The organism is Variovorax sp. V116, assembly GCF_041154435.1.
Taxonomy (GTDB): Bacteria; Pseudomonadota; Gammaproteobacteria; order Burkholderiales; family Burkholderiaceae_C; genus Variovorax; species Variovorax paradoxus.
Map to the genome: position 1 here is coordinate 5,053,750 of NZ_AP028661.1, position 25,774 is coordinate 5,079,523.

The following is a 25,774-nucleotide window of genomic DNA, read 5'->3' on the forward strand; positions in this document are numbered from 1 at the left end:
CGGCTTCCATCTGCGGAGGTAATGCAAATGACGATGATGAAACGCTGGCTCCTGATTCTTGCTGCGGCGCTTTCGCTGAGCGGCTGCGGCTACAACCAGTTCCAGTCGCTCGACGAGGCCAGCAAGTCGGCCTGGAGCGAGGTGCTCAACCAGTACCAGCGGCGCGCCGACCTGGTGCCCAACATCGTGGCCACCGTGAAGGGCGAAGCCAGCTTCGAGCAGGACACGCTCACCAAGGTGATCGAGGCGCGCGCCAAGGCCACCTCGATCCAGGTGACGCCCGAGACGCTCAACAACCCCGAGGCCTTCAACAAGTTCCAGCAGGCGCAGGGAGAGCTCTCTTCGGCGCTGTCGCGGCTCATGGTGGTGGCGGAGCGCTATCCGGAGCTCAAGGCCAACCAGGCCTTCCGCGACCTGCGCGTGACGCTCGAAGGCACCGAGAACCGCATCACCGTGGCGCGCAACCGCTACATCCAGACGGTGCAGGAGTACAACGTGCTGGCGCGCAGCTTCCCGACCAACATCACGGCCAAGATCTTCAGCTACCAGCCCAAGCCCAACTTCTCGGTTCAGAACGAAGCGCAGATCTCGACGCCGCCGACGGTCGATTTCTCGGCACCCAAGAAGTAAGCAAGACACCCGCCTGATGGCCCTTGCCCTCTTCCGCCGTGTGCTGGCCACCGTCCTGCTGGCCGCGGCTGCATGGGCCGGCCTTGCGGGAGCGGCATGGGCGCAGGGCCTGCTGCCGGTGCCCGCGCTCACGGCGCGGGTGATCGACCAGACCCAGACGCTGGCCGAATCCGAGCGCGCCGATCTCGAAGCCAAGCTGGCCGCGTTCGAGCAGCGCAAGGGCTCGCAGATGGTGGTGCTGATGGTGCCCACCACCGCGCCCGAAGACATCGCGAGCTACGCCAACCGCGTGGGCAATGCCTGGAAGATCGGGCGCAAGGAGGTCGGCGACGGCATCCTGGTGATCGTGGCCAAGAACGACCGCAAGATGCGCATCGAAGTGGCCAAGGCGCTCGAGGGCGCGGTGCCCGACCTCGCGGCCATCCGCATCATCGACGAGGAGATGAAGCCGCGCTTTCGCAACAACGACTTCGCGGGCGGGCTGAACGCGGCCGTGGCCCGGCTCATCGGGCTGGTCGACGGCGAGGCGCTGCCCGCGCCTTCCAGCAGCGGCGGCAACAGCAGCAAGGATTCCGGCGAAGGCATCGACTGGGAGAACCTCGCGATCTTCCTGTTCGTCGGCGTCTTTGTCGCGGCGCCGATCGTGCGCTCGATCGCCGGCAAGAAGCTGGGCTCGGTGGTCATGGGCGGCGGCATCGGCGTGATTGCCTTCCTCATCACGACCAGCATCGTCATCGCGGTGCTGGCGGGCCTGGCGGCGCTCATGGTGTCGCTGTTCTCGGCCGTGGCGGCGACGAGCCCGGCGCGGCGCGGTGGTGGCGGATTCGGCGGCTGGGGCGGCGGCGGTAGTGGCGGCGGCTGGAGCAGCGGTGGCAGCAGCGGAGGCGGAAGCGGTGATTTCAGCTCCGGCGGCGGCGGCGATTTCGGGGGCGGCGGCGCCTCGGGGGACTGGTAGGCATGGCAACGGCAACGCTTTTCTCGAAGCTCGCCCGCATCTGGCGCCACCAGTGGATGGACGAGGCCGATGTGCGGCGCGTGCTGCCCGATGCCGCCATGGAGCGCCTGGCGGCGCGCGTGGCCGCGAGCGAGCGCCGCCACAGCGGCGAGATCCGCATCTGCGTGGAAGCGGGCCTGCCCTGGTCCTACCTGCGGCGCCATGCCTCGGCGCGCGAGCGTGCCGTCACGCTGTTCGGCAAGCTGCGCGTGTGGGACACCGCGCACAACAACGGCGTGCTCATCTACCTGCTGCTGGCCGAGCATGCGATCGAGATCGTGGCCGACCGCGGCATCGATGCGCACGTCGACGATGCCGAATGGGCCGCGATGGCGCAGCGCATGGGCGCGGCCTTCCGCGAGGGCCGCTTCGAGGACGGGCTCACGCAGGCGCTGGAAGAAATGTCGGCCTTGCTGGTGGCGCACTTTCCGCTGGCCGAGAACGAGCCCGACACCAACGAGCTGCCCGACCAGCCCGTCGTCCTTTGAATTTCTCCCTCCCCTCCCGGGGGAGGGCCGGGGTGGGGGCGAGCGGCGGTGGCATGGGGCACGCTCTGGCAGCCCCCATCCCAACCATCCCCCGGGAGGGGAAGGAGCTCAACCCCTTACTCCGATGGCGGCAGCGCCCACACGCTTTTTCCGCCCACCGCATAGAAGCGCCGCCCCGGCGCGCGCTCCATCAACCAGCCGCCCGTGAACTCGCCGAAAGCCGGCAGCACGGCCTGCTGCGCATCGCTCGCGAAGCACGGCAGCCGCACGCTGTCGCGCCCCGGCCCGTAGAGCCGGCAGACGGGATGCAGGTGCCCCGCGAGCACGAAGTGCGTGGCATGCGCCTGCGGATGGTGGCAGCAGGCAAAAGGGCCGAGCAGATAAGGCTCGTCGACCACCTCGATGCCGAGCTCGGCGGGCGGATCGCCCGCGCGGCTGTCGTGGTTGCCCCGCACCAGCGTCATGCCGATGGACGCATGCGCCGCGCGCCAGGCGGCCAGCGCCGCCAGCACCTGAGGCGTGCGCGCCTGCGCCGCATGCAGGAAATCGCCAAGGAACACGATGCGCTGCGGCGCATGGGCCGCAATGAGCGCGTCGAGCCGCGCCAGGTTCTCCTGCGTGGTGCCGCCCGGCACCGGCTGGCCGAGCGCGCGGTAGGTCGCGGCCTTGCCGATGTGCAGGTCGGCAATGAACAGCACGCGGCCATCGGGCCACCAGATGGCGTGCTCGGGCAACAGGTGCAACAGTTCGCCGGCCCACTGGACCGGGAGCGCCGATGCTGGGAGATTCGAAGCGGTCACGGGCCACGAGTGTCGCAAAAGACGCGCAGGCCGGCGGCCTTCTTGCAATTCACCCCGCGAGCCCCAGTTCTTCAGAATGACCGACACGCCTTCGCTGCACATCGTCTGCCCGCACTGCCACACCACCAACCGCGTGCGCGCGGCGCAGCTGGGCAGCGCGCCCGACTGCGGCAACTGCCACCGCGCGCTGTTCACCGGCCACTCCACCGCGCTGCCGGACGAAAAGACCTTCGACCGCCACATCGCACGCAATGAAATCCCGGTGCTGGTGGACTTCTGGGCGCCCTGGTGCGGCCCCTGCCGCCAGATGGCGCCGGGCTACGAACAGGCCGCGGCCCAGCTCGAACCGCAGGTGCGGCTCGCCAAGGTCGACACGGAGGCCGTGCCGGCACTGGGCGCGCGCTTCAACATCCGCAGCATCCCGACGCTGGCGCTGTTCCGCGGCGGCCGCGAAGTGGCGCGCCAGGCCGGCGCCATGGGCGCGGCGGACATCGTGCGCTGGGTCAAGGCGCACGGCGCGGGTTGAGCTGAACCGGGCGGCTCAGAGCGGCGGCAAGGGCCGTGAGGGCCGCCTGCGCTCGCGGCGCGGCGCAGCCGGCGGCTTGCCCGGCCCTTCCTGGCCGAACGCGAGCGTGCTCTTCACGCGTTCCACGCCGCCGGCCGTGACCACGCCGCCCGCGGCCTTTTCGAGCTGCTCGACCATGCGCGCAATGCGGTCGGCCACGTTCTCGTTCGACAGCTTCTCGCGGAACAGCTCGACCATGAGCGGAAACGAAAAAGGCGTGGGCCGCTCGAGCGGCTTCAGCACCAGCTGCTGGGTCGCCATGCGTGCGAGGCTGGCCGCCAGTCGCCCGATTTCGAGCTCCTGCGCAAGCAGTTCCTGCTCGGCCTGCAGCAGCAGCTTGTTCGCCGGGTCGTACTTGCGGAACACCTCCCAGAACAGCGAGGACGAGGCCTGCAGCTGCCGGCTGCTGCGCTTCTCGCCCGGATAGCCCTGGAAGATCAGCCCCGAAACGCGGGCAATCTCGCGGAAGCGGCGCTGCGCGAGTTCGCCCGCGTTGAGCGAGGCCAGCACCTCGTGCAGCAGCGTGGCATGCGCATCCTCGCCCTGCGGCAGGCGCAGCACCTGGGGCAGCAGCGCGGGCCAGTCGACCGGCGTGGCGCTCAGCAGCTCGAAGCCGTAGTCGTTCACCGCAATGGAGAAAGTGCGCGCCTCGTGCTGCGCCACGCGCCAGGCCAGGAGGCTCGCAAGCCCCATGTGCACGTGGCGTCCCGCGAAGGGATAGAGGAACAGGTGCGAGCCTTCGCGCGTGGCGAGCGTTTCGGCCAGCAGCGTCTCTGGCGTGGGCAGCGCCGACCATTGCTGCTGGATCTCGAGCAGCGGCCGCACGCACTGCAGCTCGGGCGAGTTGTAGCGCCCCGCGCCGGCCAGCGCGAGCTGCTGCACCACCGCATCGGCCAGCGTGGTCGACAGCGGCATGCGCCCGCCGTTCCAGCGCGGCACCGCGGCGCGCTTGCCAGTGGCGCGCCGCACCCAGGCCGTCATGTCGTGGATGCGCACGAGCTCGAGCAGCCGGCCGCCGAACAGAAAGCAGTCGCCGGGCTTCATGCGCGCGACAAAGCCTTCCTCGACGCTGCCGATCCTGGCGCCGCCCATGTACTGCACCGCCATGCTCGCATCGCTCACGATGGTGCCGATGTTCATGCGGTGGCGCCGCGCGAGCCGCGCATCCGGTACGCGCCAGACGCCCTCCGCATCAGGCACCGCGCGGCGGTAGTCGGGATACGCGGCCAGCGATGGCCCGCCCTGCGACACGAAGGACAGGCACCACGCCCAGCTCTCGCGCGAGAGCTGGGCATAGGCGGCGGTGCCGCGCACTTCGGCATACAGGTCGTCAGGCACGAAGCCGCCGCCGAGCGCCACCGTCACCAGGTGCTGCACCAGCACGTCGAGCGGCTGCACCGGCGTGTGGCGCGCCTCGATGTGGCCGGCCGCAATGGCCGCGCGCGCCGCGGCGCCTTCGACCATCTCGATGCTGTGCGTGGGCACGAGCGTGATGCGCGAGGGCCGGCCCGGTGCATGGCCCGAGCGCCCCGCGCGCTGCAGCAGCCGCGCCACGCCCTTGGGCGAACCGATCTGCAGCACGCGCTCGACCGGCAGGAAGTCCACGCCCAGGTCCAGGCTCGAGGTGCAGACCACGGCCTTGAGCTCGCCGTTCTTGAGGCCCAGCTCGACCCACTCGCGCACCGCGCGGTCGAGCGAGCCGTGGTGCAGCGCGATGAGGCCGGCCCATTCGGGCCGCGCCTCGAGCATGGCCTGGTACCAGATCTCCGATTGCGAGCGCGTGTTGGTGAACACCAGCGTGGTGCTGCTGGCGGCAATCTCGTCGAGCACCTGCGGCAGCATCGTGAGGCCCAGGTGCCCGCCCCACGGAAAGCGCTCGGCGCGGCCGGGCAGCAGCGAATCGACCACCAGCTTCTTGGGCACCGCGCCCTGCACCAGCACGCCTTCTTGTTCACCGAGCAAGGCGTGCATGGCCTCCTGCAGGTTGCCGAGCGTGGCCGACATGCCCCACACCGCGAGCCCCGCATTCCAGCGCCTGAGCCGCGCGAGCGCCAGCTGCACCTGCACGCCGCGCTTGTTGCCGAGCAGCTCGTGCCATTCATCGACCACCACCATTCTCACGCGGCCCAGCACCTCGCTCGCGTCGGCGCGCGCGAGCAGCAGCGACAGGCTCTCGGGCGTGGTGACGAGCACCGTGGGCAGGCGCTCGTTCTGCGCGCTGCGCTCGGCCGACGAGGTGTCGCCGCTGCGCGCGCCGGCGCTCCAGCGGTGCACGTCGATGCCCTGGGCATCCATGGCTTCGAGCGGTTGCTGCAGCGCACGCAGCGTGTCGGCCGCGAGCGCGCGCATGGGCGTGATCCACAACACGGTGAGCGGCGGCGGCGTGGCCTTTGCGCTGCGCGAGGGCGGCGGCGCCGCGGACGAAAACGCCTGCAGTGCGCCGAGCCACACCGCGTAGGTCTTGCCCGCGCCGGTGGTCGCGTGCAGCAGCCCGGAGCGGCCCGCGGCCACGGCCTTCCATACGTCGCGCTGGAACTTGAAGGGCTTCCAGCCGCGCGCGGCAAACCAGGCGTCGAGCGCAGCCTTGACTGCCGCTGCCTTGCCCCTTCCCCTTCCGGGGGAAGGCGGGGATGGGGGCTCGCGGCCTTCGACAGCAGGCGGTGGATCCTTGATGCGCCGCTTGCCCCCACCCCGGCCCTCCCCCGGAAGGGGAGGGAGAAATTCAGGGTCCACGGGCGCGGTCATGACGGCAGCAATGCAGCGAGCGTCTGCAGGGTATCGGCTTCCGCCACCGGCTTGTCCTCGCGCCAGCGCAGCATGCGCGGAAAGCGCACCGCGATGCCGCTCTTGTGGCGCGTGCTGCGCGCAATGCCTTCGAAGCCGAGCTCGAACACCAGCGTGGGCGCGACGCTCTTCACCGGGCCGAAGCTCTCGACCGTGGTCTTGCGGATGATCGCGTCCACGCGCGCCATCTCGGCGTCGGTCAGGCCCGAATAGGCCTTGGCAAAGGGCACGAGCTTGCGGTCCTCCTGTTCGGGCGGGCCGTCCCAGACGGCGAAGGTGTAGTCGCTGTAGAGGCTCGCGCGCCGGCCGTGGCCGCGCTGCGCGTAGACGAGCACGGCGTCGATGCTGAGCGGATCGATCTTCCACTTCCACCACACGCCCACGTCCTTGGTGCGGCCCACGCCGTACTGCGCGTCGCGGCGCTTGAGCATCATGCCCTCCACGCCCAGGCTGCGCGCGGCTTCGCGCTGGCGTGCGAAGTCGCTCCACGCGATGCCGGTGAGCATCGGGCTCGGTAGCAGCGACGGGTGCTGCATGCGCGTGACCAGTTCGTCGAGCAGCAGCCGGCGCTCCGATTGCGGCAGCGCGCGCAGTTCGCGTCCTTCCCATTCGAGGATGTCGTAGGCCAGCAGTACCACCGGGATCTCGCGCAGCAGCTTCGCGCCCAGCGTCTTGCGGCCGATGCGCTTCTGCAGTTCCGCGAAGGGCTGCACGCGGTCGTCGCGCCAGACGGCAATCTCGCCGTCGAGCACCGTGCCGTCGGGCAGCGCATCGCCCAGCACGGCCAGCTCGGGAAAGCGCTCGGTCACCAGTTCCTCGCCGCGCGACCACAGCCAGCTGGCGCCCGCGCGCTTGACCAGCTGCGCGCGGATGCCGTCCCACTTCCATTCGACGATCCAGCCGGCCGGCGGGCCGAGCGCGGCATCGAACTGCTCGAGCGGCAGGTTGAAGGCATGCGCAAGAAAGAACGGGTAGGGCTGCCCGCTGGTCTTCTGCACCTGCTCCGCGCCCGACTCCGGCGCGATCAGCGCGCGGTAGTCTTCCGCCCGCGGCCGGCCGCCGATGTGGGTGTAGCCCATGAGGCGCTGCGCCACGCGCTTGGGATCGATGCCGCCCACGCCCGCGAGCGCCTGCGTGACCAGCAGCTTCGACACGCCCACGCGGAAGGCGCCGGTGATGAGCTTGAAGTACACCAGCCGCTCTTCGGCCGCGAGCTGGCGCCACTGCGCGCGCAGCCGCGCGGGCAGTTCGTCGGGCGCCGCCTTGCCGGCTTCGCGCAGCGGCAGCAGGTGCTCCTCGACCCAGCGCGCCAGGCCGAGGTCGTGCGCCTCGGTGGGCGGCGGCAGCAGCAGCGCGATGGTCTCGGCCAGGTCGCCGACCGCCTCGTAGCTCTCGTCGAACAGCCATTCGGGCAGGCCCGCGGCCTCCTGCGCGAGCAGCCGCAGCAGCTTGGTGGGCACCAGCTGGCGCGGCTTGCCGCCGGCCAGGAAGTACACGGCCCAGGCGGCATCGGCCGGATCGGCCTCGCGCAGGTAGCGCTGCAGTGCGGACTGCTTGGCAAGGCTCGAAGTGCTGGCGTCGAGCTCGCGGTAGAGCGCGGCGAAGTCCTTCATGGCCCTGTTGCTCCTTCCCCTTCCGGGGGAAGGTCGGGATGGGGGCCAGCAGCGTCCGCATCGGGCGCCGTTGGCCCCCATCCCGGCCCTCCCCCGGAAGGGGAGGGAGTTTGCTGCTCGTCGTCCTCGTCGCCGTACTCGGTCCTGAAGCCCTGCGCCTCCAACCCGTTCTCGCTGAGCCAGCGCACCATCACCGCCACGCTGCCGTGGGTGACGAACACCCGCTCGGCCCCTGTGCCCGCGATGGCCTGCTGCAGGCCGGGCCAGTCGGCGTGGTCCGACATCACGAAGCCGCGGTCCACGCCGCGCCGGCGGCGCGTGCCGCGCAGTTGCATCCAGCCGCTCGCGAAGGCGTCGGCATGGTGGCCGAAGCGGCGCATCCACGGCGTTCCCTGGGCCGAGGGCGGCGCCAGCACCAGCGCGCGCTTGAGCAGCGCGGCATCGACGCCCGCATCGGTCACGCGCAGCGTCTGGGGCAAGGCCACGCTCGCGGCGCGGTACACGGCATTGAGCGGCTCCACGGCGCCGTGCACCACGATCGGCCCGATGGAAGCGTCCACGCCATGCAGGATGCGCTGCGCCTTGCCGAAGGCATAGCAGAACAGCACCGACGCGCGGCCGGCCTCGGCGTTGGCGCGCCACCAGGCGTCGATCTCGGCGAACAGCACGGCCTGCGTGGGCCAGCGGTAGATCGGCAGGCCGAAGGTCGACTCGGTGATGAAGGTGTCGCAGGGCACGGGCTCGAAGGGCGCGCAGGTGCCGTCGGGCTCGGTCTTGTAGTCGCCCGAGGCCACCCACACGCGGCCGCCGTGTTCGAGCCGCACCTGCGCCGAGCCCAGCACGTGGCCGGCCGGATGCAGCGAGATGCGCACGCCGTGGTGCGCGATCGCCTCGCCATACGGCAGCGTCTGCAGCGCGATGTCGCCGCCCAGGCGGGTGCGCAGCGTGCCGGCGCTGTCGGTGTGCGCGAGGTAGTGGCCGTGGCCGACGCGCGCGTGGTCGGAATGCGCGTGAGTGATGACGGCGCGCGCCACCGGCCGCCAGGGGTCGATGTAGAAATCGCCCGGCGGGCAGTAGAGCCCCTCGGGGCGAGCAACGACGAGATGGTCTTCTTCCTTCGCGGCCATGGCCCGCCATGGTAGGCGCTGGCGGGCCGCTGCGGCGCCGAACACGGGCCGCGAAGCGCTGTGGGCCGGCGCCTACTTCTGCTTCTTGTGTCCGCCCATCATCTCGAGCACGTTCATCTTCATGCCGTTGGACATCACCATGTCGCCGGGCTTCTGGTCCGCCTTGCAGGGGCCGATCCAACGGGCTTCCATGACGGCCGAGCCTTCGGCGCGCCCCATCAGCGGCGGGCTGTAGCTCGACTTGCTTTCCATGCGGTAGGCCGAGCTGAAGTCGCCGCTCATCACCGCGTGCGTGGTGGCGGTGGTGGGGCCGACCTTGCAGACCGAATCGACCACCAGCTTGCCGCCTTCGTTGCGCAGCTCCTGCTTCGAGCAGCTGTCCTTGCCCATGCCCTGCCCCATGTCGCGCAAGGCCTTGTCGGTGGCCGCGTCGATGCACTGCTGGACGGTCTGGCTCGCGCCCTTGGCGCCGGTGCCGTCGCCGGTCTGTATTTCCCACAGGCCGGGCTTGCGCGCGGGATAGTCGATGGCCAGCGCGGGCAAGGCCGTGCTGCAGGCCAGCGTGAAGAGGGCAATGGCGGATGGGCGGATCTTCATGGCGGGCTCCCGGTCGAGACGATGCCCGGGTTCTACAGCGCGCGCGGCGCCGGTGGAATAGCGCAATCGGCCTACGCCGGCCGTGCCTGCACGGCCGCTGGCGCCGCCACGGCCTTGCGGGGACGCGAGGCCAGCCCGAAGCCGATGCCCAGCGCCAGCCCGCCGAGCACGTCGACCAGCACGTGCTGGCGCACCGCCATCGTCGAATAGACGATGGCCACGGCCCAGGCAATGTTGAGCGCGCGAGCCCACGCGGGCGCCGCCACCTCGCGCAGCTGCCGCGCGAGCACCACGCAGGCGAACACGGAGAACGACACATGCAGCGACGGAAACGCGTTGCCGGCCGCATCGACGGTTTTCAGCAAATGCAGCGAGGTGCCCGGGCGGGTGTCGATGCTGAAGTTCGGGATGGCGGTCGGCACGAACCAGAACACCACCAGCGCGATGCCGGTCATGAAGGCGCAGCCCAGCGCAAAGCTCCAGAGCTCCCGCCTGTCCTTGGCCAGGAACACCGGCAGCGCGATGTAGAGCCACAGCGAAAGATAGACCGGCAGCAGCGCCGGCCAGAAGGCGATCAGCCGGTCGAACGCGGTGAGCGGCAGCGTCCAGGGCGGGCCGGCGTTCTTCATGATCCAGAAATACAGCGGGAAGAACCCCGCGGTCGCGACCGTGTTGCCGACCAGCTTCAGCGGCCAGAGCGCACGGCACCGCCAGCCCAGGGCGCGAAGCCAGGGCTGCGGGTTCGAAGGCGGCGGATGCTCGGAAGAAGAAGGTGTCATGAACGCCCGATGCGGTGCGCCCGGGACTCGCGCAAGCGAGCCCGCGGCCCTACCAGGGCGTCCATTTTGATTCGCTTTGGGCCGAGGCCACCGTGCGCTCGATGAAGCGCACGCCGCGCGCGCCGTCTTCCACGCGCGGGTAGTCGGCCGCAATGGGATCGGCCGGCTGGCCTGCGTTCCGTGCGCGGATGTCCGCCACCACGCCGGCGTAGATGTTGGCAAAGGCCTCGATGAAGCCTTCGGGATGGCCGGCAGGCAGGCGGCTGGCGCGCTGCGCCGCCTCGCACAGCCAGGGCGAGCCGCGCGTGAAGATCTGCTTCGGGCCGTCGTGCGGCAGGTGCACCAGCTGGCTCGGCTGCTCCTGCCGCCATTCGAGCGTGCCGAGCGTGCCCGACACGCGCAGCCGCAGGTCGTTCTCCAGGCCGGTGTTGATCTGCGAGGCAATCAGCACGCCGCGCGCGCCGCCCTTGAAGCGCAGCAGCAGGCTGCCGTCGTCGTCGAGCATGCGGCCCGGCACCAGCGCGCTCAGGTCGGCGCACAGGCTCTCGATCTCCAGACCGGTGACGCTCGCGACCAGGTTCTCTGCGTGCGAGCCGATGTCGCCGATGGCGCCGGCCGCGCCGCTCCGCGCGGGGTCGGTGCGCCAGTCGGCCTGCTTGTTGCCGGCGCCTTCGAGCTGGCTCGCGAGCCAGCCCTGGTTGTATTCGACCACCACCTTGCGCAGTTCGCCGAGCCGGCCCGAGCGGACCATCTCGCGCGCCTGCCGCACCATCGGATAGCCGGTGTAGTTGTAGGTCACGCCGAACAGCGTGCCCTGCTTCTTCACGGCCGCGACCAGCGCGTCGGCCTGCGCGCGCGTGTGCACCAGCGGCTTGTCGCACACCACGTGGAAGCCGGCTTCGACGAAGGCCTGCGCGACCGGAAAGTGCACGTGGTTGGGCGTGACGATCGAGACGAAGTCGATGCGCTCTTGCGGCGGGCGCTTGAGCTCATCGGCCAAGAGCGACTGCCAGTCGCCGTGGTTGCGGCCATCGGCCAGGTGCAGGTCGCGGCCCGAGGCGCGCGCCTTGTCCGGACTCGACGACAGCGCGCCGGCCACGAGCTCGATCTGCCCGTCGAGCGCCATGGCGTTGCGGTGCACGGCGCCGATGAAGGCGTTGCGGCCGCCGCCGACCATGGCGCAGCGGAGCTTGCGGGGAGGTGTATCGCTCATCAATATCCTCGATGGTCCTGGGTCACTGTCCCCTCTCCCTCCGGGAGAGGGCTAGGGTGAGGGCATCGGCGCTTGCGAGCACATGGCCTCGGCCATCGCCGCTGGCCCTCACCCCAACCCTCTCCCCGAGGGGAGAGGGAGCAAGGCAATCTCAGAACGGCGAGTTCGGGTGGTAGAAGTCCTTGGCGTTTTCCTTGGTGATCAGCACCGAAGGAATGATCGTGGTCGCAGGCAGCTTCTCGCCCTTCAGCCGCGCCTCGGCCGTGAGCTTGATCGCGTCGTAGATGAACTTGGGCGAGTAGCTCACGTCGGCGCCGATGCGCTTGTCCTTGCCGTCCATGATGGTCTTGACCATGCCCTTGGCGCCCGCGCCGCCGAAGACGATCTTGATGTCGTCGCGCTTGGCCTGCTCGATGGCCTTGAGCACGCCCACGGCCATGTCGTCGTCGGCCGCCCAGATGGCGTCGATGTTCTTGAAGCGCGTGAGGTAGTCCTGCGTGACCTTGAAGGCGTCGTCGCGGTTCCAGTTGGCGTACTTGGCGTCGAGCAGCTTGATATCGGGATAGTTCTTGAGCACCGCGTTGAAGGCGTCCATGCGCTCGTTGTCCAGCGTGGTCGCAATGCCGCGCAGCGCCACCACGTTGCCCTTGCCGCCGAGCTGCTTGGCGATGTACTCGGCCGGAATGCGGCCGAAGGCGGTGTTGTCGCCGGCCACGTAGGCGTCCTGCGCGCTGATGTCGGTGAGGCCGCGGTCGACCACGGTCACGTAGGCGCCCTTGGCCTTGACCTGCGCCACCGGCTTGGTCAGCGCGGCCGATTCGAACGGAAACACCACGAGCGCATTGATCTTGGTGACGGTCGACAGGTCTTGCAGCTGGTTCGCCTGCTCAGGCGCGTTGGCCGCGGTCTTGATCGTGATCTTCAGGTCCTTGTGTTCCTTCTCCAGGTCCTTCTTCGCCTGGTTGGCCCAGTAGTTGATGCCGCCCATGAAGCTGTGCGTGGCCGCCGGAATCGAGACGCCGAGGTTCACTTTCTCGGCGGCGAATGCGGGCAGGCTCGCGAGCGCCGCGGCCGCCACGGCCGTGAGTGCGATGCGACGTGTGAAGAAGCTTGTCATGCTGGATGTCTCCTTGTGGTTGATGAGTGATGAAGAGAAGGAACGAAACACGAGCGCACTAGCGGCGCCCTCTTTGCAGGAACGCGACGATGATGATCACGAAGCCCTGCACCGCGGCGTTGAGGTACACGCTGATGATGCTGGTGAGGTTCAGGATGTTGCTGATGACCGAGAGCAGGATGGCGCCCACCACGGTGCCCGTGATGCTGCCCGCGCCGCCCTTGAGCGCGGTGCCGCCGACGATCACCGCGGCAATCGCCTCGAGCTCCCACAAGAGGCCCGTGGTCGGCGAGGCCGATCCGAGGCGCGGCACGTACAGCAGCGTGGCAATGCCCACGCACACGCCCAGCAGCACGTAGGTGAGGATCTTCACGCGGTCCACGTCCACCGCCGCATAGCGCGCGACCTGTTCGTTGGAACCGATGGCCTGCACGTAGCGCCCGTAGGCCGTGCGGTTCAATATGACGCCGCCGATGATCGCGACGATCACGAACACCCACACCGGCACCGGAATGCCCGCCAGGCTTGCGTAGTACACCGGCGCATAGAGGTCCGACAGGTCGTTGTCGAGCGTGAGCGCGCCGCCATCGGCAAAGTACGTGAGGTAGGCGCGGAAGATACCGAGCGTGCCCAGCGTGACGATGAAGGGCTCGATGCGCCCCTTGGTGATCAGGAGCCCGTGCGCCAGGCCGAACAGCGCGCCCAGCACCACCGCGAGCACCGCGCCCAGCACCACCGCCATCAATGGCGAGCCCGAGGCCGGACCGGCCCAGTTGATGAACATGATCACGCTGCCTGCAATGAGTGCCGCCATCGAGCCCACCGACAGGTCGATGCCGCCCGAGATGATCACGAAGCACATGCCCACCGCGATGATGCCGATGAAGGCCGTGCGCGTGAGCACGTTCGTCGCGTTGTCGACGGTCGCGAAGTCGCTGTTGAGCAGCGTGCCGCCGATGCACAGCAGCACCAGGCCGATGACCGGGCCGAGCCCGTGCAGGTGCTCGGTCCAGCGCGGCTTGCCCTCGCTGCGGTGTTGCGCGGCTTCAGGCTGCGGCATGGGTGTCTGCTGTTCCGGTGGCATGAGCGATGAGCTCCTCTTCAGTCAAGTGGTCGGCGTTGAGCATGGCAACCAGGCGGCCCGCGCGCATCACCGCGACGCGGTGGCACAGGCCGATGAGTTCCATCAGCTCCGACGAGACGACGATCACCGCGAGCCCTTCGCGGGCGAGTCGCTGGATCAGAAAGTAGATGTCGCGCTTGGCACCGACGTCGACGCCGCGCGTGGGCTCGTCGAGCACCACCACCTTGGGTTTGGGCTGCAGCACCTTGGCGAGCGCGAGCTTCTGCTGGTTGCCGCCCGAGAGCGACGAGGCGCGCACGTCGAGCGAGCCGGTGCGGATGCCGTAGTCCTTCACCGCCTCGGCGAGCGCGCCGCGTTCGGCCTCGGGCTGCAGCCAGGGCTGCGCATAGCGTTCGAGCGCCATCAGCGTGAGGTTCTGGCGCAGGCCGAAGTTCACGTGCAGGCCCTTGCCCTTGCGGTCTTCGCTCAGGTAGGTGAGACCGTGCTTCGCGGCGTCGCGCGGGCTGCGCCAGCCCTTGTGGTGCGGCACGGGCTTGCCGAGCATCTCGACCTGGCCGCTCGCGGGTCTGAGGCCCAGCAGGCCTTCGAACAGCTCGGTGCGGCCCGCGCCCACCAGCCCCGCGAAGCCGAGGATCTCGCCGGGGCGCACCTCGAAGCTCGCGTCCTGCGCCCAGCCGGGCACGCTGAAGCTGCGCACGCGCATGGCGGGCGCATCGGCGGCCACCACCAGGTCGCGCGGCGGGTACAGGTCGGCCAGCTCGCGGCCCACCATGAGGTTGGCCATCTGCTGGCGCGTGAGCTCGGGCGTGGGCGCACGCGCCACGAAGCGGCCGTCGCGCATCACGATCACCTCGTCGGTCACCTGCTCCACTTCGTCGAGCTTGTGCGAGATGTAGACGATGGTCACGCCATCGGCGCGCAGTTGCGCGATGAGCTTGAAGAGCCGTTCGGTTTCGCCCGGGGTCAGCGTGGCGGTCGGCTCGTCCATCACCAGCAGGCGCGCGCGGCGTGCAATGGCCTTGGCGATCTCGACGAGCTGCTTCTCGGCCACGATGAGCCTTCGCACCTTGGTGCGCGGGTCGACCTGCAGGCCGACGGCAGCGAGTGCAGCGGCGGCGTCGCGCTCCATCGCGGCGTCATCGAGCAGCCAGCCCTTCTTCTTCTCGTGGCCGAGGAAGATGTTCTGCGCCACGCTCAGGTCTTCGGCAAGGTTGAACTCCTGGTGGATCAGCACGATGCCCAGCGCCTCGGCGTCGCGCGAGCTCGTGAACTGCTGCGGCTGGCCGTTGATGCGCAGCGTGCCGCCGGTGAGCGGCTCGTAGCCCGACAGGATCTTCATCAGCGTGGACTTGCCCGCGCCGTTCTCGCCGAGCAGGCCGTACACGCGTCCAGGCGCCAGCGAGAAGCTCACGCCGTGCAGCACCTGCACCGGGCCGAAGGCCTTCACCACGCCGTCGAATTCGACCGCCACGCTTCCCTTGCCTTGTGCTTCTGCGTTTGTCATGGCGCCACTCCGCGGACCTTCAGTGTCTCGTGCATCGCGAGCACGCCGGCACCGACCAGGCCGCCCTGCACGCCCAGCGGCGTGTACTGGATTTCCAGGTGCCGCGTGGAGAGCGCGAGCGAGCGCTGGTACACGCTCTGCCGCACGGCCGCCAGGAACAGCGGCCCGATGCGCGTGATGCCGCCGCCGATGAACACATGCGAGGGATTGAAGAAGTTCACCACCGACGCCAGCATCTGGCCGATGAGGTTGCCGGCGCGCTGGATGATGCCGTTGGCCGCGGTATCGCCGGCGCGGCTCGCCTGGCCCACGTCGATGGCATCGATGCGCCCGTGCAGGCGCAGGCACTCGGCCAGCATGGCGCTTTCGCCGGCCTCGGCCGCCTGCACCGCCATGCGCGTGATGGCCGGCCCTGCCGCCATGGCCTCGACGCAGCCGACGTTGCCGCAATGGCAGCGCGGCCCGTCCTGGTCCACGCAGATGTGGCCCACGTCGCCGGCCGAACCGGCCGCACCGCGATAGACCTCGCCATGGCAGACGATGCCGCAGCCGATGCCGGTGCCGATCTTGATCACGAGGAAGTTGTTGAGCGAACGCTTCAGCCGCCAGAGCTCGCCGAGGGCCATCAGGTTCACGTCGTTGTCGACGAAGACGGGCGCCGCGTAATCCTCGCGCAGGTAGTCGCGGATCGAGAAGCTGTCCCAGGCCGGCATCAGCGGCGGATTCACGAGCTGGCCGATCTCGAAGTTGACGGGGCCGGGCACGCCGATGCCGATGCCCAGCACGTCCTTCGCGCCGTGGCCGCAGCGCGCGAGCAGTTCGCGCATCAGCACACGCACCCGCGCCAGCACCACGGCCGGGCCTTCGCGCACATCGGCTGGCTCGTCGTGCTGCGCGAGCACCGTGAGGTCGGAGCGCAGCACCGCGACGTCGAGGCTGGTGGCGCCGATGTCGATGCCCACGAGCACGCCAAGCCCGGCATGCAGCTGCAGGTTCTCGGCGCGGCGCCCGCCCGACGAGCGCTGCAGGCCCGCTTCGGCCAAGAGGCCCTGTTCGACCAGGCCGGCGATCAGCGCATTGGCCTTGCTCTTGGAGAAGCCGAGCTGTTCGGCCATGGCATGGCGCGAGCCGCCGGCCGACCAGAAGGTGGTCTCCAGCAACCGCATCTCGTCTGCAGTGATGCCACTCCAGGGTGCCACGCGCTTTGTCTCCAATATTCTTTTGGCCGCCGGCTGCAGCAACCGCAGTCCGGGGCGAAGGCGAATACTAGGGGCGCAGCTTCAGCCGGACAAGGCCAAACTTCGACCATGTTCAGACCAAAGTGAGGCTTTTTGCAGGAGCGGCGGACGCAAAAAAGCCGCCCGGAGGCGGCTTTTTCGTGGAGCGCTTTTCTTCGCTCCTGCTTACTTCTTCTGGCGGTACTTGCGCAGCGCAGCGATCTGCGCAGCCATCACGGCCAGTTCCGACTGCGCCATGGCGATGTCGATGTCGCTCTTGGCGTTCTTGAGCGCTTCCTCGGCGGCTGCCTTGGCCTGGTTGGCCTTCTCGTCGTCGAGGTCCTTGCCGCGGATCGCGGTGTCGGACAGCACGGTGACGGCGTTGGGCTGCACTTCGAGAATGCCGCCGGCCACGAAGACGAACTCCTCGCCGCCGTCGGCCGTTTCGATGCGCACGGCGCCGGGGCGGATGCGCGTGATCAGCGGCGTGTGGCGCGGGTAGATGCCGAGCTCACCGGCTTCACCGGGCAGCGCGACGAACTTGGCTTCGCCCGAGAAGATCGACTCTTCCGCGCTGACCACGTCCACATGAATGGTGCCTGCCATGGTGATTCCTTGTTAAGCGACCTTCTTGGCCTTTTCGAACGCTTCGTCGATGCCGCCCACCATGTAGAACGCTTGTTCGGGCAGGTGGTCGGCTTCGCCGTTCACGATCATCTTGAAACCGCGGATGGTTTCGGCCAGCGGCACGTACTTGCCGGGCGAACCCGTGAACACTTCGGCCACGTGGAACGGCTGCGACAGGAAGCGCTGGATCTTGCGCGCGCGGGCCACGGCCAGCTTGTCTTCCGGTGCCAGTTCGTCCATGCCCAGAATCGCGATGATGTCGCGCAGTTCCTTGTAGCGCTGCAGCGTGCCTTGCACGGCGCGGGCCACGTTGTAGTGCTCTTCGCCGACCACGTTCGGGTCGAGCTGGCGCGAGGTCGAGTCGAGCGGGTCCACGGCGGGGTAGATACCGAGCGAAGCGATGTCGCGCGACAGCACCACGGTGGAGTCCAGGTGGGCGAAGGTGGTGGCGGGCGACGGGTCGGTCAAGTCGTCGGCCGGCACGTACACGGCCTGGATCGAGGTGATCGAGCCGACCTTGGTCGACGTGATCCGCTCCTGCAGGCGGCCCATTTCCTCGGCCAGCGTCGGCTGGTAGCCCACGGCGGAAGGCATGCGGCCCAAGAGAGCCGACACTTCGGTACCGGCCAGCGTGTAGCGGTAGATGTTGTCCACGAAGAACAGCACGTCGCGGCCTTCGTCGCGGAACGACTCGGCAATGGTCAGGCCGGTCAGTGCCACGCGCAGGCGGTTGCCCGGGGGTTCGTTCATCTGGCCGTAGACCATGGCGACCTTCGAGTCCTCGAGCTTCTCGAGGTTCACGACGCCGGAGTCGGCCATCTCGTGATAGAAGTCGTTGCCTTCGCGGGTACGTTCACCCACACCGGCGAACACCGACAGGCCCGAGTGAGCCTTGGCGATGTTGTTGATGAGTTCCATCATGTTCACGGTCTTGCCCACGCCGGCGCCGCCGAACAGGCCCACCTTGCCGCCCTTGGCGAACGGGCACACGAGGTCGATCACCTTGATGCCGGTTTCCAGCAGGTCCTGCGAAGGCGACAGTTCGTCGTATGCGGGGGCCTTGCGGTGGATCGATGCGGTGAGGTCCTGGCTCACGTCGCCGCGCTCGTCGATCGGACGGCCGAGCACGTCCATGATGCGGCCGAGCGTGGCCTTGCCGACGGGCACCGTGATGGGTGCGCCGGTGTTGGTGACGATCAGGCCGCGGCGCAGGCCGTCGGACGAGCCGAGCGCAATGGTGCGCACCACGCCGTCGCCGAGCTGCTGCTGGACTTCGAGGGTCAGCCCGCCGCCTTCGAATTTCAAGGCGTCATAGACCTTGGGCATCTGGTCACGCGGGAACTCCACGTCGACCACGGCGCCGATACATTGGACAATTTTTCCTTCAGCCATGGCGTTTCCTTCTGGATCTCAATAATGTTGCGACAGGTTCTTGCAGAAGCGTCCTTGTGCCATCGCGGGCCGCTTTTGCAAGAATGCCGGACGGGCCGGCACCCTTGATTTCTTCAGTTGCTTCCGATCAGCACTTCAGCGCCGCGGCCTGTGCGGCAAAGGCATCGCTGGCAGCCTTGCAGGCCTGGCCCAGCGCGGCCTTGTCGGTGCCCATCGAAGCCCAGGCTGCCTTGGTCTGCTCCACGCTTGCCTTCATCGCATCGGCGGCAGCGCCGCTTTGCGCCGACACGCACGCCTGGGCCTTGGCCAGGTAGTCGTTGCACTCCTGCGGCAGGTCCGCGGCCGATGCCGTGGGAGCGGCAGCTGCGGGCGCGGCCGGTGCAGCCGGAGCGGCAGGCGCCGCGGGAGCGGGCGCCGGTGCAGCGGCAGGTGCCGGCGGTGCAGCAGGCGCCTCTTCCTTCTTGGAGCAGGCAGTCAGCGCGGCGGCCATGGCCACCAGAACGAGAAGTTTCTTCATTTGTGCAGAGTCCCCAGAAAAAGGCCTTCGGTTATCGGTTCGCAGTGCGAAGCGCGAATGGCAATGTGGCCCGGTCCATTGCCGCAATCAAACACCGGCAGCCGCAGCGGCGCCGGACACGATTTCCGAAAGCTCCTTGGTGATGCCTGCCTGGCGGGTCTTGTTGTAGACCAGCTTGAGCTCGTTGATCACATTGCCGGCGTTGTCCGTCGCCGCCTTCATTGCGACCATCCGAGCCGAGTGCTCGGACGCCATGTTCTCGGCCACGGCCTGGTAGACCAGCGACTCCACATAGCGCACCAGCAGCTCGTCGATCACGCTCTGCGCATCGGGCTCGTAGATGTAGTCCCACGAATGCTGGCCGGCCTCGACCTGCAGCGAGTCTGCGGCCAGCGGCAGCAGCTGCTCGACGAGCGGCTCCTGCTTGATCGTGTTGATGAACTTCGTGTAGCACAGGTACACGGCCGAGAGCTTGCCTTCCGCGTAGGCGTCGAGCAGCGTCTTGACCGGACCGATGAGCTTGTCGAGATGCGGCGTGTCGCCCAGGTGGGTGACGTGGGCCACGACGCGCGCACCGATGCGGTTCAGGAAGCCCAGGCCCTTGCTGCCGATGGCCACCGACTCGATCGCGATGCCCGCGCCCTGGGCTTCCCGCAGCTTGCCGGTGACGGCGCGCAGCAGGTTGGTGTTCAAGCCGCCGCACAGGCCCTTGTCGCTCGTGACGATGATGAAGCCGATGGCCTTGGCCTCGTTCTTCTTCATGAACGCGTGCGTGTACTCGGGATTCGCCTTGCCCAGGTTGGCCGCGATGTTGCGGATCTTTTCGCTGTAGGGGCGGGCGGCACGCATGCGCTCTTGCGCCTTGCGCATCTTGGAAACCGAGACCATTTCCATGGCCTTGGTGATCTTCTTGGTGTTTTCCACCGATTTGATCTTGCCGCGGATTTCCTTACCAGCTGCCATGAGTGCTCCTTGTCCGGCCGATCAGGCGAACGACTTCTTGAACGACGTGATGGCGGCGGTCAGCTCGGCCTCGGCGTCCTTGTCGAGCGCCTTGGCCTTTTCGATCTTGTCGAGCAGCGCAGCATGGCTGGACTTCAGGAACTGGTGCAGGCCGTGTTCGAACGGCAGCACCTTCTTGATCTCCAGGTCGTCCATGAAGCCCTTGTTCACCGCGAACAGCGTGGCGCCCATCAGCGAGATCGGCAGCGGGCTGTACTGGGCCTGCTTGAGCAGTTCGGTCACGCGGGCACCGCGGTCCAGCTGCTTGCGGGTGGCTTCGTCCAGGTCGGAGGCGAACTGCGCGAACGCAGCCAGCTCACGGTACTGGGCCAGGTCGGTACGGATACCGCCCGACAGGCCCTTGATGACCTTGGTCTGCGCCGACGAACCCACGCGCGACACCGAGATACCGGCGTTGATGGCGGGGCGGATACCGGCGTTGAACAGGTTGGTTTCCAGGAAGATCTGGCCGTCGGTGATCGAGATCACGTTGGTCGGAACGAAGGCGGACACGTCGCCGGCCTGCGTTTCGATGATCGGCAGTGCCGTCAGCGAACCGGTCTTGCCCTTGACTTCACCCTTGGTGAAGGCTTCGACGTAGTCGGCGTTCACGCGGGCTGCGCGTTCGAGCAGACGCGAGTGGAGATAGAACACGTCGCCGGGGTAGGCTTCGCGGCCTGGCGGGCGGCGCAGCAGCAGCGAGACCTGGCGGTAGGCCACGGCTTGCTTGGAGAGGTCGTCATAGACGATGAGCGCGTCTTCGCCGCGGTCGCGGAAGTATTCGCCCATGGTGCAGCCCGAGTAGGCCGACACGTACTGCATGGCGGCCGATTCGGAGGCCGATGCGGCCACCACGATGGTGTAGTCCATCGCGCCGGCTTGTTCGAGTGCGCGCACCACGTTCTTGATCGACGAAGCCTTCTGGCCGATCGCAACGTAGACGCAGGTCATGTTCTGACCCTTCTGGTTGATGATCGCGTCGATTGCCACGGCGGTCTTGCCGGTCTGGCGGTCGCCGATGATCAGCTCGCGCTGGCCACGGCCGATCGGCACCATCGAGTCGATCGACTTGAGGCCGGTCTGCATCGGCTGGTCGACCGACTTGCGGGCGATCACGCCCGGTGCGACCTTCTCGATCACGTCGGTCATCTTGGCGTTGATCGGGCCCTTGCCGTCGATCGGCTGGCCCAGGGCGTTCACCACGCGGCCGATGAGCTCGGGGCCGACGGGCACTTCCAGGATGCGGCCCGTGCACTTGACGGTGTCGCCTTCGGAGATGTGCTCGTACTCGCCCAGGATCACGGCGCCGACCGAGTCGCGCTCGAGGTTCAGCGCGAGGCCGAACGACGGCGTGCCGTCGGCCGTGGGCGGGAACTCGAGCATTTCGCCCTGCATCGCGTCGGACAGGCCGTGCACGCGCACGATGCCGTCGGTCACCGAAACCACGGTGCCCTCGTTGCGGATGTTCGCGCTGACTCCGAGGCCCTCGATGCGGCTCTTGATCAGTTCGGAAATTTCTGCGGGATTGAGTTGCATGACTCTTTCCTTCTTTCTTTGAGGCTACAAGTAGAGGGCTGAAGACCGTCAGGCCGCCAGCGCAACTTTCATTTGTTCAAGGCGCGCTTTGACGGAGGTGTCGAGCACCTCGTCGCCGACCACCACACGAATGCCGCCGATCAGTTCCGGCTCTTGCTGGACCGTGACCTGCAGCTTGCGGCCGAAGCGCTTTTCGAGCGCGGCCGCCACATTGGCCAGGGCCGACGCATCGATCGGGAAGGCGCTGTAGACCACGGCGTCGGACGAACCGCTCTTCGCGTTGGCCAGTGCCCGGAACTGCTTCGCAATTTCCGGCAGCACCGAGAAGCGCCCGTTCTCGAGGAGCGCACCCAGGAAGTTCTGGGCATGGGCGGGCAGCGGCGCACCGAAGGCGCCGGCGACCACGCCGAGAACCTGCTCGGCCGTGGCCTTGGGGTTGTCGGCGAACTGCTGGAGCTCCGGATTGGCCGAGATGACGGCCATCTTTTCGAGCCAGGCGCTGGTGCCGGCAACGTCGGACGACGAGGCCTTGAAGAGCGCCTCGGCGTAGGGGCGTGCAATGGTGGCGAGTTCTGCCATGGCTTCTATCAGAGTTCGGTCTGCAGGCGGGCGAGCAAATCGGCGTGAACGCCTGCATTCACTTCCTTGCGCAGGATCTGCTCTGCGCCCTTGACAGCCAGGGCCGCGACTTGCTCGCGCAGTGCTTCGCGCGCCTTCAGTGCCTGCTGGTCGGCTTCGACGCGTGCGGCTGCAACGATCTTGTTGCCTTCCTCGGTCGCGCGGGCCTTGGCCTCTTCAACGATGGCCTGGGCGCGACGTTCGGCGTCGGCAAGACGTTGTGCGGACTCGTTGCGTGCCTGGCCCAGTTCGGCTTCCACGCGCTTGTTGGCGGCGGAGAGTTCGGACTTGGCCTTGTCGGCGGCAGCGAGGCCTTCGGCGATCTTCGCAGCGCGGTCGTCCAGCGCCTTCGCGATCGGCGGCCACACGAACTTCATCGTGAACCCGACCAGGATCAGGAACACGATCATCTGAACGATCAGGGTACCGGTAATGCTCACTTTTCACCCTCTCTTTGGGATTGAATGCGAAGCCATTCCACAGAGGGGAACGACGACACGGGTCCGACGAGAAAGACTTACTTCGGCAGGTTGGCGATCTGAGCCAGGAACGGGTTGGCCGTTGCGAACCACAGGGCGATACCGGTGCCGATAATGAAAGCGGCGTCGATCAGACCGGCCAGCAGGAACATCTTGGTTTGAAGTTCACCCATGAGTTCAGGCTGACGTGCGGCCGACTCGAGGTACTTGCTGCCCATGATGCCGATGCCGATACATGCGCCCACAGCGCCCAGACCGATGATCAGGCCGGCGGCCAGTGCAACAAAGCTAATAACTTCCATGATGACTCCTAGAGGACTTTGGTTGAAGAGAAAACAAAAAAACGAAAACGAAACCGGATGATCAGTGGTGATCGTGGGCCTGGCCGATGTAGACCAGCGCCAGCATCATGAACACGAACGCCTGCAGCGTGATGATCAGGATGTGAAAGATGGCCCATGCGGTACCCGCAACGATGTGGCCGAGTGCCAGCAGCACGCCGGTGGTCGACAGCGTCCAGGCGCCGCCCATCAGCGCGATCAGCAGGAAGATCAGTTCACCGGCATACATGTTGCCGAACAGCCGCATGCCGTGCGAGACGGTCTTGGCGACAAACTCGATCATCTGCATGGCGAAGTTGAACGGATACAGCGCCCAGTGGTTGCCGAACGGCGCCGTGAAGAGCTCGTGCACCCAGCCGCCCAGGCCCTTGATCTTGATGTTGTAGTAGAGGCAGACCAGCAGCACGCCCACCGACAGGCCCATTGTCACCGAGAGGTCGGCCGTGGGCACGACGCGCAGGTAGGCATGGTGCGGGTCTTCGCCGGCGATGTGGAAGATCTTGGCCCAGATCGCCGGGAACAAATCGACCGGGAACAGGTCCATTGCATTGAGCAGGAAGATCCAGACGAAGATCGTGAGCGCCAGCGGGGCAACGAACTTGCGGCTGGTGGCGTTGTGGACGATGCCCTTGGCCTGCTGGTCGACCATTTCCACCAGCAGTTCGACGGCCGCTTGAAAACGGCCCGGAACGCCCGAAGTAGCCTTGCGGGCAGCCAGCCAGAGCAGCCAGCAACCCAGGATGCCCAGTGCTATCGAGAAGAAGAGCGAGTCGAAATTGAAAACCGAAAAGTCCGCAACACCCCCAGGCTTGGAGCTTTGCAGGTGCGTCAAGTGGTGAATGATGTATTCACCCGCGGTCTGACCATGTTCCGCAGCGTTTTCAGCAGCCATTCAGTTACTCGTCTCTATGTTGCCGGCGCCGGGGCGAGAACATCACCGCCAACCAGGCCGCCTTCATTGTCACCACCAGGCCGATCAGCATTGCTGGCCAGCTCAGCGCCGTTATCAGCCTTGGCGCTGCGAACAACATCGCAATCGACAAGGCCATCTTGACCATTTCCCACAGGAAGAACCCAACCACCGCAGTGCCCGGATTCAGGGAAGAAAACCGGCCGGTCAGCCCCCGCGCGAACACCGCAGCAGGAATGACCACCGCAATCGCGCCGTAGCCGGCGGACCACCCCAGATTTTGCCTCCCCGTCAGTCCCCAGGCGGCCAAAGCCACCAGCAGACCGACAACCAACTGCCCCGCGATGACCCACCAAGGGGAGATCGAGGGATGCCTTGCTCGCAGTTCACGCGCCTCATCGGCGGTCAACGGCTTGTATTCTGCGTCGAGGTCTTCCGCGACTTGTTCATCTTTTCGGGCGATTGTTTTCATTTCGAATGAAGCCCGGATGACGACCCAGAATTTCTACAAAGCCATTGATTATAAGTAAAAACCCAGCCCATCCGACCACCCGAGCTGTCGCGTTTGCAAATCGAGGCTTCATCGGCTGACGAGAACCCGACCTGCCGCGCGCAACCATAATTCCAGCATGCACCCTCTTACCGCCGCAATCCCCTCCACGCTCTGCTATCTCGACGGCGAGTACACCGCGCTCAAGGACGCACGCATCAGCGTGCTCGACCGCGGCTTCATCTTCGGCGACGGCGTCTATGAAGTCGTCCCCGTCTACGGCGGCCAGCCCTTCTGCTTCGAGGAGCACATGGCGCGCCTCGATCGCTCGCTGGCCGAACTGCAGATCGCCAATCCGCTCACGCTCGCCCAGTGGCGCGGCATCGTGATGCGGCTCGTCGAGGCGGGCGGCGATGCGCCCCAGGCCGTGTACTTTCAAATTACCCGCGGTGTCGCGCCGCGCGATCATGCCATGACCCGTGGCGTGCACCCGACCGTGTTCGTGATGGTGAATCCGCTGCCGCCGGTGGCCGACGCCGTGCGCGCCAAGGGCGTGGCCTGCGTGAGCGCGGCCGACTTCCGCTGGCAGAAGGCGCACATCAAGAGCACCAGCCTGCTGGGCGCGGTGCTGGCGCGGCAGATCAGCGTCGAGGCCGGCGCGGCCGAGACCATCATGTTCCGCGGCGAATGGCTCAGCGAGGCCTCGTCGAGCAACGTGTGGATCGTGAAGGACGGCGGCCTCGTGGGGCCGCCCAAGGACAACCTGGTGCTGACCGGCATCCGCTACGGCCTGCTCGAACGGCTGTGCGCCGAGTGCGGCATCCCGTTTGCGCTGCGCCGCATCTCTCGCGACGAGGTGTTCGGCGCCGACGAGCTGCTGCTCTCGTCGGCCAGCAAGGAAGTGCTGCCGGTCGTGACGCTCGATGGCCAGGCGATTGGAAATGGCCGTCCCGGCCCCATCTACCAAGCCTTGTACGCCGCCTACCAGCAGGCCAAGCTGAGCAACGCGCAAGCGCAAGGAGTTCCCGCATGACCGACACCAACGACAAGATCGAAACCGCCACCGTTCACGTCCCCGATCCGCGCAAGGAATCGCTGATCGAGTACCCCTCGCAGTTCCCGATCAAGGTCATGGGCGTCAAGGCCGATGGCTTCGTGCACGCGATCACTCAGATTGCCGAGCGCTTCGATCCGGCCTTCGACGCCGCCACGGTCGAGCTGCGCGACAGCAAGGCGGGCAACTACCTGGGCGTGACGATCACCGTCACCGCCACCAGCCGCGAGCAGCTCGACGATCTCTACCGCGCACTGTCGGCCCATCCGATGGTCAAGGTCGTTCTCTGAAGAAAG

The 25,774-nt window shown here is 67.5% G+C and carries 27 protein-coding genes; 6 read left to right on the forward strand and 21 right to left on the reverse strand.

Annotated elements, in window-relative coordinates; all coding sequences use genetic code 11:
- Positions 1-36: 36 nt before the first annotated feature.
- The 3 genes from ACAM58_RS24145 to ACAM58_RS24155 are packed head-to-tail and all read left to right on the forward strand — an operon-like array spanning position 37 to position 2,112.
- Positions 37-630 carry a LemA family protein gene (locus ACAM58_RS24145; protein WP_027730126.1) on the forward strand — a complete coding sequence of 198 codons (594 nt, stop codon included), beginning with the start codon at positions 37-39 and terminating at the stop codon, positions 628-630.
- Between the two features lie 16 nt (positions 631-646).
- On the forward strand, positions 647-1,585 hold the full coding sequence (locus tag ACAM58_RS24150) for a YgcG family protein (protein WP_027730127.1): 939 nt from the start codon (positions 647-649) through the stop codon (positions 1,583-1,585).
- Positions 1,586-1,587: 2 nt separating this feature from the next.
- Positions 1,588-2,112 (forward strand): TPM domain-containing protein, encoded by a 525-nt coding sequence (locus ACAM58_RS24155; protein WP_027730128.1) that lies wholly within the window; start codon positions 1,588-1,590, stop codon positions 2,110-2,112.
- 116 nt (positions 2,113-2,228) lie between these two features.
- Here the strand turns inward: ACAM58_RS24155 and pdeM are convergent, their stop codons facing one another.
- Positions 2,229-2,912 (reverse strand): ligase-associated DNA damage response endonuclease PdeM, encoded by a 684-nt coding sequence (pdeM, locus tag ACAM58_RS24160; protein WP_062364267.1) that lies wholly within the window; start codon positions 2,910-2,912, stop codon positions 2,229-2,231.
- A 76-nt stretch (positions 2,913-2,988) separates the two neighbouring features.
- On the opposite strand from pdeM, the gene trxC reads away from it, so the two are divergent.
- A complete protein-coding gene (trxC, locus tag ACAM58_RS24165; protein WP_015867617.1) occupies positions 2,989-3,438 on the forward strand; it encodes a thioredoxin TrxC in 450 nt (149 codons plus the stop codon).
- A gap of 15 nt (positions 3,439-3,453) precedes the next feature.
- Here trxC and ACAM58_RS24170 read toward each other — a convergent pair whose 3' ends face one another.
- From ACAM58_RS24170 to ACAM58_RS24265, 20 genes are all read right to left on the reverse strand, one after another.
- Positions 3,454-6,222 (reverse strand): ligase-associated DNA damage response DEXH box helicase, encoded by a 2,769-nt coding sequence (locus ACAM58_RS24170; protein WP_062364265.1) that lies wholly within the window; start codon positions 6,220-6,222, stop codon positions 3,454-3,456.
- The gene (locus tag ACAM58_RS24175; RefSeq protein WP_028254167.1) at positions 6,219-7,874 is read right to left on the reverse strand and encodes an ATP-dependent DNA ligase; all 1,656 of its coding nucleotides are present in this window, start codon (positions 7,872-7,874) and stop codon (positions 6,219-6,221) included. Before ACAM58_RS24175 ends, ACAM58_RS24170 begins: the two co-directional genes overlap by 4 nt.
- Positions 7,871-9,001: a ligase-associated DNA damage response exonuclease gene (locus ACAM58_RS24180; protein WP_028254168.1), complete on the reverse strand. Its 1,131-nt coding sequence runs from the start codon at positions 8,999-9,001 to the stop codon at positions 7,871-7,873. The genes ACAM58_RS24175 and ACAM58_RS24180 overlap by 4 nt, the downstream gene beginning before the upstream one ends.
- Positions 9,002-9,073: 72 nt before the next feature.
- Positions 9,074-9,598, reverse strand: coding sequence for a DUF3617 family protein (locus ACAM58_RS24185; protein WP_028254169.1), 525 nt, complete (start codon positions 9,596-9,598; stop codon positions 9,074-9,076).
- Positions 9,599-9,669: 71 nt separating this feature from the next.
- On the reverse strand, positions 9,670-10,377 hold the full coding sequence (locus ACAM58_RS24190) for a phosphatase PAP2 family protein (protein ID WP_062364261.1): 708 nt from the start codon (positions 10,375-10,377) through the stop codon (positions 9,670-9,672).
- A 49-nt stretch (positions 10,378-10,426) separates the two neighbouring features.
- Positions 10,427-11,590, reverse strand: coding sequence for a Gfo/Idh/MocA family oxidoreductase (locus tag ACAM58_RS24195; RefSeq protein WP_028254171.1), 1,164 nt, complete (start codon positions 11,588-11,590; stop codon positions 10,427-10,429).
- Between the two features lie 151 nt (positions 11,591-11,741).
- Entirely contained in the window at positions 11,742-12,707 is a 966-nt protein-coding gene (locus tag ACAM58_RS24200) for a substrate-binding domain-containing protein (protein WP_027730147.1), read from the reverse strand.
- 58 nt (positions 12,708-12,765) lie between these two features.
- Positions 12,766-13,767, reverse strand: a complete 1,002-nt coding sequence (locus tag ACAM58_RS24205) for an ABC transporter permease (RefSeq protein WP_028254172.1) — start codon at positions 13,765-13,767, stop codon at positions 12,766-12,768.
- A complete protein-coding gene (locus tag ACAM58_RS24210; protein WP_028254173.1) occupies positions 13,754-15,295 on the reverse strand; it encodes a sugar ABC transporter ATP-binding protein in 1,542 nt (513 codons plus the stop codon). Before ACAM58_RS24210 ends, ACAM58_RS24205 begins: the two co-directional genes overlap by 14 nt.
- Positions 15,292-16,461 (reverse strand): ROK family protein, encoded by a 1,170-nt coding sequence (locus tag ACAM58_RS24215; RefSeq protein WP_028254174.1) that lies wholly within the window; start codon positions 16,459-16,461, stop codon positions 15,292-15,294. The genes ACAM58_RS24210 and ACAM58_RS24215 overlap by 4 nt, the downstream gene beginning before the upstream one ends.
- Before the next feature lie 237 nt (positions 16,462-16,698).
- Positions 16,699-17,118, reverse strand: coding sequence for a F0F1 ATP synthase subunit epsilon (locus tag ACAM58_RS24220; protein ID WP_015867628.1), 420 nt, complete (start codon positions 17,116-17,118; stop codon positions 16,699-16,701).
- A 12-nt stretch (positions 17,119-17,130) separates the two neighbouring features.
- Entirely contained in the window at positions 17,131-18,531 is a 1,401-nt protein-coding gene (atpD, locus tag ACAM58_RS24225) for a F0F1 ATP synthase subunit beta (protein WP_015867629.1), read from the reverse strand.
- A gap of 127 nt (positions 18,532-18,658) precedes the next feature.
- Positions 18,659-19,048 carry a hypothetical protein gene (locus tag ACAM58_RS24230; protein ID WP_018906554.1) on the reverse strand — a complete coding sequence of 130 codons (390 nt, stop codon included), beginning with the start codon at positions 19,046-19,048 and terminating at the stop codon, positions 18,659-18,661.
- Positions 19,049-19,135: 87 nt separating this feature from the next.
- Entirely contained in the window at positions 19,136-20,011 is an 876-nt protein-coding gene (gene atpG, locus ACAM58_RS24235; RefSeq protein ID WP_018906553.1) for a F0F1 ATP synthase subunit gamma, read from the reverse strand.
- A 21-nt stretch (positions 20,012-20,032) separates the two neighbouring features.
- A complete protein-coding gene (gene atpA / locus ACAM58_RS24240; RefSeq protein ID WP_015867632.1) occupies positions 20,033-21,586 on the reverse strand; it encodes a F0F1 ATP synthase subunit alpha in 1,554 nt (517 codons plus the stop codon).
- Between the two features lie 48 nt (positions 21,587-21,634).
- On the reverse strand, positions 21,635-22,165 hold the full coding sequence (locus ACAM58_RS24245) for a F0F1 ATP synthase subunit delta (RefSeq protein ID WP_018906552.1): 531 nt from the start codon (positions 22,163-22,165) through the stop codon (positions 21,635-21,637).
- Between the two features lie 8 nt (positions 22,166-22,173).
- Positions 22,174-22,644 (reverse strand): F0F1 ATP synthase subunit B, encoded by a 471-nt coding sequence (locus ACAM58_RS24250; RefSeq protein ID WP_007830193.1) that lies wholly within the window; start codon positions 22,642-22,644, stop codon positions 22,174-22,176.
- Positions 22,645-22,721: 77 nt separating this feature from the next.
- Complete coding sequence (gene atpE, locus ACAM58_RS24255) at positions 22,722-22,988, reverse strand: F0F1 ATP synthase subunit C (RefSeq protein ID WP_172672154.1); 267 nt, start codon at positions 22,986-22,988, stop codon at positions 22,722-22,724.
- A gap of 58 nt (positions 22,989-23,046) precedes the next feature.
- Complete coding sequence (gene atpB, locus ACAM58_RS24260; protein ID WP_015867634.1) at positions 23,047-23,916, reverse strand: F0F1 ATP synthase subunit A; 870 nt, start codon at positions 23,914-23,916, stop codon at positions 23,047-23,049.
- A 4-nt stretch (positions 23,917-23,920) separates the two neighbouring features.
- A complete protein-coding gene (locus tag ACAM58_RS24265; RefSeq protein ID WP_015867635.1) occupies positions 23,921-24,406 on the reverse strand; it encodes an ATP synthase subunit I in 486 nt (161 codons plus the stop codon).
- A gap of 157 nt (positions 24,407-24,563) precedes the next feature.
- Between ACAM58_RS24265 and ACAM58_RS24270 the strand changes: the two genes are divergently transcribed.
- Both ACAM58_RS24270 and ACAM58_RS24275 read left to right on the forward strand, forming a co-directional pair.
- Complete coding sequence (locus ACAM58_RS24270; RefSeq protein WP_018906550.1) at positions 24,564-25,457, forward strand: D-amino acid aminotransferase; 894 nt, start codon at positions 24,564-24,566, stop codon at positions 25,455-25,457.
- Positions 25,454-25,768, forward strand: coding sequence for a YbeD family protein (locus ACAM58_RS24275; protein ID WP_018906549.1), 315 nt, complete (start codon positions 25,454-25,456; stop codon positions 25,766-25,768). The genes ACAM58_RS24270 and ACAM58_RS24275 overlap by 4 nt, the downstream gene beginning before the upstream one ends.
- Positions 25,769-25,774 lie beyond the last annotated feature (6 nt).

Excerpts from the sequence above, each read along its gene's own strand:
- atpD (WP_015867629.1), bottom strand. The coding sequence starts at position 18,531 with ATGGCTGAAGGAAAAATTGTCCAATGTATCGGCGCCGTGGTCGACGTG.
- ACAM58_RS24200 (WP_027730147.1), bottom strand. The coding sequence starts at position 12,707 with ATGACAAGCTTCTTCACACGTCGCATCGCACTCACGGCCGTGGCGGCC.
- ACAM58_RS24190 (WP_062364261.1), bottom strand. The coding sequence starts at position 10,377 with ATGACACCTTCTTCTTCCGAGCATCCGCCGCCTTCGAACCCGCAGCCC.
- ACAM58_RS24265 (WP_015867635.1), bottom strand. The coding sequence starts at position 24,406 with ATGAAAACAATCGCCCGAAAAGATGAACAAGTCGCGGAAGACCTCGAC.
- ACAM58_RS24145 (WP_027730126.1), top strand. The coding sequence starts at position 37 with ATGAAACGCTGGCTCCTGATTCTTGCTGCGGCGCTTTCGCTGAGCGGC.
- ACAM58_RS24185 (WP_028254169.1), bottom strand. The coding sequence starts at position 9,598 with ATGAAGATCCGCCCATCCGCCATTGCCCTCTTCACGCTGGCCTGCAGC.
- atpB (WP_015867634.1), bottom strand. The coding sequence starts at position 23,916 with ATGGCTGCTGAAAACGCTGCGGAACATGGTCAGACCGCGGGTGAATAC.
- ACAM58_RS24215 (WP_028254174.1), bottom strand. The coding sequence starts at position 16,461 with ATGCGGTTGCTGGAGACCACCTTCTGGTCGGCCGGCGGCTCGCGCCAT.
- ACAM58_RS24210 (WP_028254173.1), bottom strand. The coding sequence starts at position 15,295 with ATGACAAACGCAGAAGCACAAGGCAAGGGAAGCGTGGCGGTCGAATTC.
- ACAM58_RS24270 (WP_018906550.1), top strand. The coding sequence starts at position 24,564 with ATGCACCCTCTTACCGCCGCAATCCCCTCCACGCTCTGCTATCTCGAC.
- ACAM58_RS24245 (WP_018906552.1), bottom strand. The coding sequence starts at position 22,165 with ATGGCAGAACTCGCCACCATTGCACGCCCCTACGCCGAGGCGCTCTTC.
- ACAM58_RS24230 (WP_018906554.1), bottom strand. The coding sequence starts at position 19,048 with ATGAAGAAACTTCTCGTTCTGGTGGCCATGGCCGCCGCGCTGACTGCC.
- atpG (WP_018906553.1), bottom strand. The coding sequence starts at position 20,011 with ATGGCAGCTGGTAAGGAAATCCGCGGCAAGATCAAATCGGTGGAAAAC.
- atpA (WP_015867632.1), bottom strand. The coding sequence starts at position 21,586 with ATGCAACTCAATCCCGCAGAAATTTCCGAACTGATCAAGAGCCGCATC.
- ACAM58_RS24175 (WP_028254167.1), bottom strand. The coding sequence starts at position 7,874 with ATGAAGGACTTCGCCGCGCTCTACCGCGAGCTCGACGCCAGCACTTCG.
- ACAM58_RS24195 (WP_028254171.1), bottom strand. The coding sequence starts at position 11,590 with ATGAGCGATACACCTCCCCGCAAGCTCCGCTGCGCCATGGTCGGCGGC.
- ACAM58_RS24205 (WP_028254172.1), bottom strand. The coding sequence starts at position 13,767 with ATGCCGCAGCCTGAAGCCGCGCAACACCGCAGCGAGGGCAAGCCGCGC.
- ACAM58_RS24150 (WP_027730127.1), top strand. The coding sequence starts at position 647 with ATGGCCCTTGCCCTCTTCCGCCGTGTGCTGGCCACCGTCCTGCTGGCC.
- ACAM58_RS24275 (WP_018906549.1), top strand. The coding sequence starts at position 25,454 with ATGACCGACACCAACGACAAGATCGAAACCGCCACCGTTCACGTCCCC.
- trxC (WP_015867617.1), top strand. The coding sequence starts at position 2,989 with ATGACCGACACGCCTTCGCTGCACATCGTCTGCCCGCACTGCCACACC.
- ACAM58_RS24180 (WP_028254168.1), bottom strand. The coding sequence starts at position 9,001 with ATGGCCGCGAAGGAAGAAGACCATCTCGTCGTTGCTCGCCCCGAGGGG.
- ACAM58_RS24220 (WP_015867628.1), bottom strand. The coding sequence starts at position 17,118 with ATGGCAGGCACCATTCATGTGGACGTGGTCAGCGCGGAAGAGTCGATC.
- ACAM58_RS24170 (WP_062364265.1), bottom strand. The coding sequence starts at position 6,222 with ATGACCGCGCCCGTGGACCCTGAATTTCTCCCTCCCCTTCCGGGGGAG.
- ACAM58_RS24155 (WP_027730128.1), top strand. The coding sequence starts at position 1,588 with ATGGCAACGGCAACGCTTTTCTCGAAGCTCGCCCGCATCTGGCGCCAC.